This is a genomic window from bacterium endosymbiont of Bathymodiolus sp. 5 South, from assembly GCF_900128535.1.
GTDB lineage: Bacteria > Pseudomonadota > Gammaproteobacteria > PS1 > Pseudothioglobaceae > Thiodubiliella.
Map to the genome: position 1 here is coordinate 1 of NZ_FQTR01000115.1, position 5664 is coordinate 5664.

Genomic DNA, 5664 nt, shown 5'->3' on the forward strand with positions numbered 1-5664 from the left:
TGATGAGATTAATGTTTTAATGACTGCTTGTGCTTGGAATTTGAGAAAATGGCTAATTGCCACTGCTATTTTTTTGTTTTGGCAAAAAGTTGGGTTGTGTATGGTAAGAAGTCGCTATTTTTTCTATTGTACTAAGTAAAATATTGTCAGTCAAAATATAGTGCGATTGTTTTGAATGTTTAAGGGTGGTTTTATGGTTGGCTGTTTTGGGTTTTTTAAGGGTTGACTAAGTAATCGCTCTTCACTTGGTAATTTTTTAAACCCTGACTTGGTCTTGCCAAGACAAGGATTAAAGAAATTATTAATTGAGACTTTTGCATAAGTAGGGATGATTAGCAAAATGACAAGTTTTGCCGACTTGGTGATTTTATGAAATATAGTCATAGCAAAGCTGCGGCTGTGTTTCATAAAATTGTCAAGTTGGTGAAAAATGGTGTTTTGATGATTATTCCTATTTATGCAAAGGTCTCTAATTGGGTAAAAATTAAATTTTGCCATTTACCCATATTTATGTAAAGGACATAGATGAAAAATGTAAAATACTGAAATATGAAAGGAATTATATTAGCCGGTGGATCTGGAACTCGCCTTTACCCCATAACTCAATGTGTTTCTAAACAATTAATGCCTGTTTACGACAAGCCAATGATTTACTACCCATTGTCGGTATTGATGTTGACTGGTATTCAAGAGGTGTTAATTATCTCCACTCCAGAAGATCTGCCTAGGTTTGAACAACTACTGAGCAATGGCTCCAGTATTGGCATGAAATTTAAGTATGCTGTACAGCCATCGCCAGATGGGTTGGCACAGGCATTTATATTAGGCAAAAACTTTATTGGCGATGATGATGTCTGTCTTATTTTGGGTGACAATATTTATTATGGTCATGGACTCCCAGAAATGTTACGATCTGCCGCTAAAAATGCAAAAAATAATATTGCAACAATATTTGGCTATCATGTGCACGATCCTGAGCGTTATGGTGTAGTAGCATTTGATGCAGTGGGTAGAGCGCTTAGTATTGAAGAAAAACCCAATCTTCCTAAGAGCAATTACGCAGTAACAGGATTGTATTTTTATCCAAATGATGTGGTTGAAAAAGCTACCAAAGTTAAACCATCTAATCGAGGTGAATTGGAAATCACGACGGTTAATCAAATGTATCTTGAAGAAAATAAACTTTGTGTTGAACTTATGGGTAGAGGCTATGCTTGGCTTGATACAGGCACACATGAAAGTTTACTTGAAGCCTCAAATTTTATTGAAACCATTGAAAATCGTCAAGGATTAAAAGTATCTTGTATCGAAGAGATTGCATACGAAATGGGATATATTGGCAAAGAACAACTTTTAAAGCTTGCAGAGCCTTTAATAAAAAATCAATACGGTCAATATTTAATAAAAAGAGCAAATAATGCAGTTTGAGCATTTGAAAATATTAGACATTGTTCTTGTAAAGCCAACTATTCATGGAGATGATCGTGGTTATTTTTTAGAAACATTTAGACAAGATTTGTTTGAAGATTTTATTGGTAAAAAGGTTGGTTTTATTCAAGATAATGAATCTAAATCTAATAAAGGTGTTTTGCGAGGTTTGCATTATCAGATTCCTCCTTACGAACAAGCAAAACTGGTTCGGGTAATTAAAGGTAGCGTGTTGGATGTCGTGGTTGATATTAGGAAGTCTAGCCCAACTTTTGGCAATAGTGTTGCGGTAGAATTAAGCGATAAAAACAAACACCAACTTTTTATCCCCAAAGGTTTTGCGCATGGTTTTGTCGTACTAAGCAATGAGGCAATTTTTGCCTATAAAGTTGATAATGTTTATCGTCCAGAATTTGAAAAAGGCATTATTTTTAACGATAAAACATTAAATATTGATTGGGTTTTGCCAAAACATGAGTTAAAACTTTCTGATAAAGATAGAGAATTGCAAGAGTTTAAAGAATTATGATAAATCTATTTCAGCCAAATCTTGGCGATGATGAGTTGGCATTAATTAAAGAGGTATTTGATAGCAATTGGATTGGAAAAGGTAAAGTTGTTAAAGATTTCGAAGAGGGGTTTGCCAATAGTTTATTAAGTAATTCCAGTCACTTTTTATCAACCACAAGTTGCACTGAGGCGATATTTTTATCTACTAAACTATTTAATTTTGTTAAAGGTGATGAAATTATTGTCCCCGCTATTTCTTTTCCATCCATTGGTAGTGCTATTGTTGATTCTGGTGCAAAAATTGTTTTTTGCGATGTCGATAAGCATTCTCTCAATACGAGAGCAAAAGATATCCAAAAAGTTTTGTCCGATAAAACTAAGGCAGTTTATATTACGCATTATGGTGGCGTGCCTTGTGATATGGATGAGATTATTCAGTTATGTAATCAACATAAGGTATTGGTTATTGAAGATTCCGCTTGTGCAGTGCGTAGTTTTTACAAAGGACAAGCTTGTGGTACGATTGGCGATATGGGTATGTGGTCATTTGATGCTATGAAAACCCTTTCAACTGCTGACGGTGGAATGATGTATATCAAAAATTTTCATAAGCGTATAGAGGCAGAAGAGGCCCTGTATTTGGGGTTGCCAGTAAAAAGTAAAAGTGGACTTGATTCATCGTCAGACAGTGTTAATTGGTGGGAATTTGAAATGAATAGAACGGGTAGGCGTGCCATTATGAATAATGTTACGGCAGCCATGGGGTTATCTCAGTTAAGTAAATTAGATGGCTTTATTAATCAGCGTAAAGATATTCATACAAAATATATGAAAATGCTAAAGAATGTTGGCGACATTCAGTTGCCATTAGTGCCTGATTTTAAGCACACATCCTCTTATTATTTTTTTTGGATTCAAACCAAGTATCGCGATGAATTGGCAAAGTTTTTATTGAACAAAGGCATATATACAACTTTCAGATATTGGCCGCTCAATAAAATTGAATTATTTTCTAAATATACAGACAATGAATGCCTAAATTCTGACTATGCGGCTCTACATACGCTCAACATCCCCTTACATCAATCTTTATCAGATGAGGATGTTAATTTAATCATAAATGGTATTAAGGAATTTTATGCACAGCAATAAAAAGTTACTTATTACAGGTGGCGCAGGTTTTATTGGATCGGCAGTTATTCGTCATATTATTAATAATACAAATCATAATGTCGTAAATGTTGACAAGCTTACTTATGCGGGAAATTTAGAATCTTTATCTTTGGTTGAGGGTAGCGATAGATATGTATTTGAAAAGGCAGATATTTGCGATATGAAAGCAATTAAGCGCATATTTTCTGAGTATCAGCCTGATATTATTATGCATCTTGCGGCAGAATCCCATGTTGATCGCTCAATTGATAAGCCGGGTGAGTTTATTCAGACCAATATTGTTGGCACATATGTTTTGCTTGAAGTTGCTAAAGATTATTGGTCTAGTTTAATAGGCAGTAAGAAAAATAATTTTAAATTTCATCATGTGTCAACCGATGAGGTGTACGGTGATTTAGAAGGAGTAAATGGTTTATTTACCGAAGAAACGCCTTACGCACCAAGTTCGCCATATTCAGCTACCAAAGCCAGTTCAGATCATTTAGTGCGTGCATGGCAACGCACTTTTAAATTTCCAACACTCATTACCAACTGCTCAAATAATTATGGACCTTACCAGTTTCCCGAAAAACTTATTCCGCTTGTTATTCTCAATGCATTAGAAGGTAAAGATTTGCCAATCTATGGTAATGGCAAGCAAACAAGAGATTGGCTTTATGTAGATGATCACGCAAGTGCATTACTCCATGTTGCCCTAATAGGTAAAATCGGTGAAACCTATAATATTGGTGGACACAATGAATTGCAAAATATTGATGTGGTTAAAAGTGTTTGCAATATTCTCGATGATTTAGTGCCGAGCAAGCATAGCAATATTGTAAAATATCAGCAATTAATTACTTATGTTGATGACAGATCGGGGCATGATATTAGATACGCTATTGATGCCACTAAAATTTCCAATGAGCTTAATTGGATACCCAATGAAACTTTTGAAACAGGTATTAAAAAAACAGTGCAATGGTATTTGAATAATATCACTTGGTGCGAACATGTTAAAGATGGTAGTTATCAAGGTGAAAGGCTGGGTGTAATAAAAAGGGTTTGATAAATTTTAAAGGGACCAAAATTGCACAATTAACGCATCTAAATTTAAGGGAATAACTTACATTAATACCAAAATCCAAAACAATACAATAAAATAAAATAAACAATATTTATAACACTTAAGAAGCAATAATGACTCAATACACAAACACCATCAGCACATTTGAACTATTAGAAAAATTTCCAACCGAAGAATCTGCTCGCCACTATTTTGAAAAGAAACTTTGGGACAACAAACCCAAGTGTCCATCGTGCGCCAATCAAACACCCACGCAGGTTTATCATCACCCTTCACGCACTGGATTATATCGTTGTAAATGTTGCCAAACCCAATTTAGTGTTCGTAATAACACGGTAATGCATGCAAGCAAAATATCGTTAAGAAAATGGCTTTATGGTACGATATTTAATCGTGACTGCTCGTAAAGGCATTTCCAGTTATCAACTTGCAAAAGAGCTTGGTATTACCCAAAAATCATCATGGTTTATGGGGCACAGAATACGCAAGGCTTGCAAAAATAACGACGCTATTCTTTCTGGAATTATTGAAATGGATGAAACCTATATAGGTGGTAAAGAGAAAAACAAACACCAACACAAGAAAACTCAGGGCACACAAGGCAGAAGCACAAAAACTAAAACACCTGTGGTTGGCATGCGCTCTCGTGATGGCATGCTCGTTGCCGCCAAAATGGATAAAGTCAATAGCGTTAATATTCAGACCATGATTGATAACCATACTGATACCAATGTCACGCTTTGCACTGATGAAGCAACAATATATAAAGGAATAGAGGGTTATAAGCAGTTAATGGTCAATCATTCTGCTGGTGAGTATGTTAACGGTATTGTGCACACTAATGGCATTGAGAGTGTTTGGGCATTATTAAAGCGTGGTTATCATGGTGTGTTTCATCATTTTTCAGATAAGCATATCGGGCGTTATGTTGATGAGTTTGTTTTTAGGTTGAATGATGGCAATGTCAAACGATCAACATTGGATAGAATTGATTCAATAATGTCTGGGTTTAGTGGTAATAGGCTGTCTTACAAGATGTTAGTATTAATGTAAGTTAGTCCCAAAATTTGTGTAGTAGGGAGTGGAGTTTTTTGGTTTAGTTGTTTTTTGAATTTTGTATTAATCACTGATGTAGATGATTATATTGAGTTTTATAACCATAGAAGATTCCACGAAACACTGGCATATAAAAAACCAATGGATGTGTACCAAGAAAGTATAAAATTAAATCAAGAAAAAGCGAAGGCTTCTTAGGATGTTCTATATAAGAAATTTTAAAAAGTTGTCAGAGGTTTTGGGGTAATGTATTCCATATTCAAAAGTTATTACCAACCTCTTATTTTCTCAACTTCATTTTTAATGGCAACTGGTAGCTGGCTGATAAAATTATTAATATATAAACTAGTTTGTTCTAAAGTGAATAAGTCTTTAGAAATGAATAAGTCTTCAATCAAAGCATTTGCAACATTTTTAATCAGATTACTCGA

Annotated in this window: 8 protein-coding genes; 7 read left to right on the plus strand and 1 reads right to left on the minus strand. The window is 34.6% G+C overall.

Going from position 1 to position 5664, the window contains the following annotated elements; translation table 11 throughout:
- Positions 1 to 150: 150 nt before the first annotated feature.
- A complete protein-coding gene (locus BBROOKSOX_RS08595; protein ID WP_218973716.1) occupies positions 151 to 498 on the minus strand; it encodes a hypothetical protein in 348 nt (115 codons plus the stop codon).
- A gap of 51 nt (positions 499 to 549) precedes the next feature.
- Here BBROOKSOX_RS08595 and rfbA point away from each other — a divergent pair, with 51 nt between their 5' ends.
- The 7 genes from rfbA to BBROOKSOX_RS12490 all read left to right on the plus strand — a co-directional run bounded on the left by rfbA (position 550) and on the right by BBROOKSOX_RS12490 (position 5431).
- Positions 550 to 1428 carry a glucose-1-phosphate thymidylyltransferase RfbA gene (gene rfbA, locus BBROOKSOX_RS08600; protein ID WP_139661033.1) on the plus strand — a complete coding sequence of 293 codons (879 nt, stop codon included), beginning with the start codon at positions 550 to 552 and terminating at the stop codon, positions 1426 to 1428.
- Complete coding sequence (gene rfbC / locus BBROOKSOX_RS08605; protein ID WP_139661036.1) at positions 1418 to 1957, plus strand: dTDP-4-dehydrorhamnose 3,5-epimerase; 540 nt, start codon at positions 1418 to 1420, stop codon at positions 1955 to 1957. The genes rfbA and rfbC overlap by 11 nt, the downstream gene beginning before the upstream one ends.
- Complete coding sequence (locus BBROOKSOX_RS08610; protein ID WP_139661038.1) at positions 1954 to 3090, plus strand: DegT/DnrJ/EryC1/StrS family aminotransferase; 1137 nt, start codon at positions 1954 to 1956, stop codon at positions 3088 to 3090. Before rfbC ends, BBROOKSOX_RS08610 begins: the two co-directional genes overlap by 4 nt.
- Positions 3077 to 4159, plus strand: a complete 1083-nt coding sequence (gene rfbB / locus BBROOKSOX_RS08615; RefSeq protein WP_139661041.1) for a dTDP-glucose 4,6-dehydratase — start codon at positions 3077 to 3079, stop codon at positions 4157 to 4159. The genes BBROOKSOX_RS08610 and rfbB overlap by 14 nt, the downstream gene beginning before the upstream one ends.
- Positions 4160 to 4290: 131 nt before the next feature.
- A complete protein-coding gene (locus BBROOKSOX_RS08620; RefSeq protein WP_139661043.1) occupies positions 4291 to 4584 on the plus strand; it encodes a transposase in 294 nt (97 codons plus the stop codon).
- A complete protein-coding gene (locus tag BBROOKSOX_RS08625; RefSeq protein WP_139661045.1) occupies positions 4553 to 5230 on the plus strand; it encodes an IS1595 family transposase in 678 nt (225 codons plus the stop codon). Before BBROOKSOX_RS08620 ends, BBROOKSOX_RS08625 begins: the two co-directional genes overlap by 32 nt.
- Before the next feature lie 54 nt (positions 5231 to 5284).
- Positions 5285 to 5431, plus strand: a complete 147-nt coding sequence (locus tag BBROOKSOX_RS12490; RefSeq protein ID WP_180324302.1) for an IS3 family transposase — start codon at positions 5285 to 5287, stop codon at positions 5429 to 5431.
- The last annotated feature ends 233 nt before the right edge of the window (positions 5432 to 5664 follow it).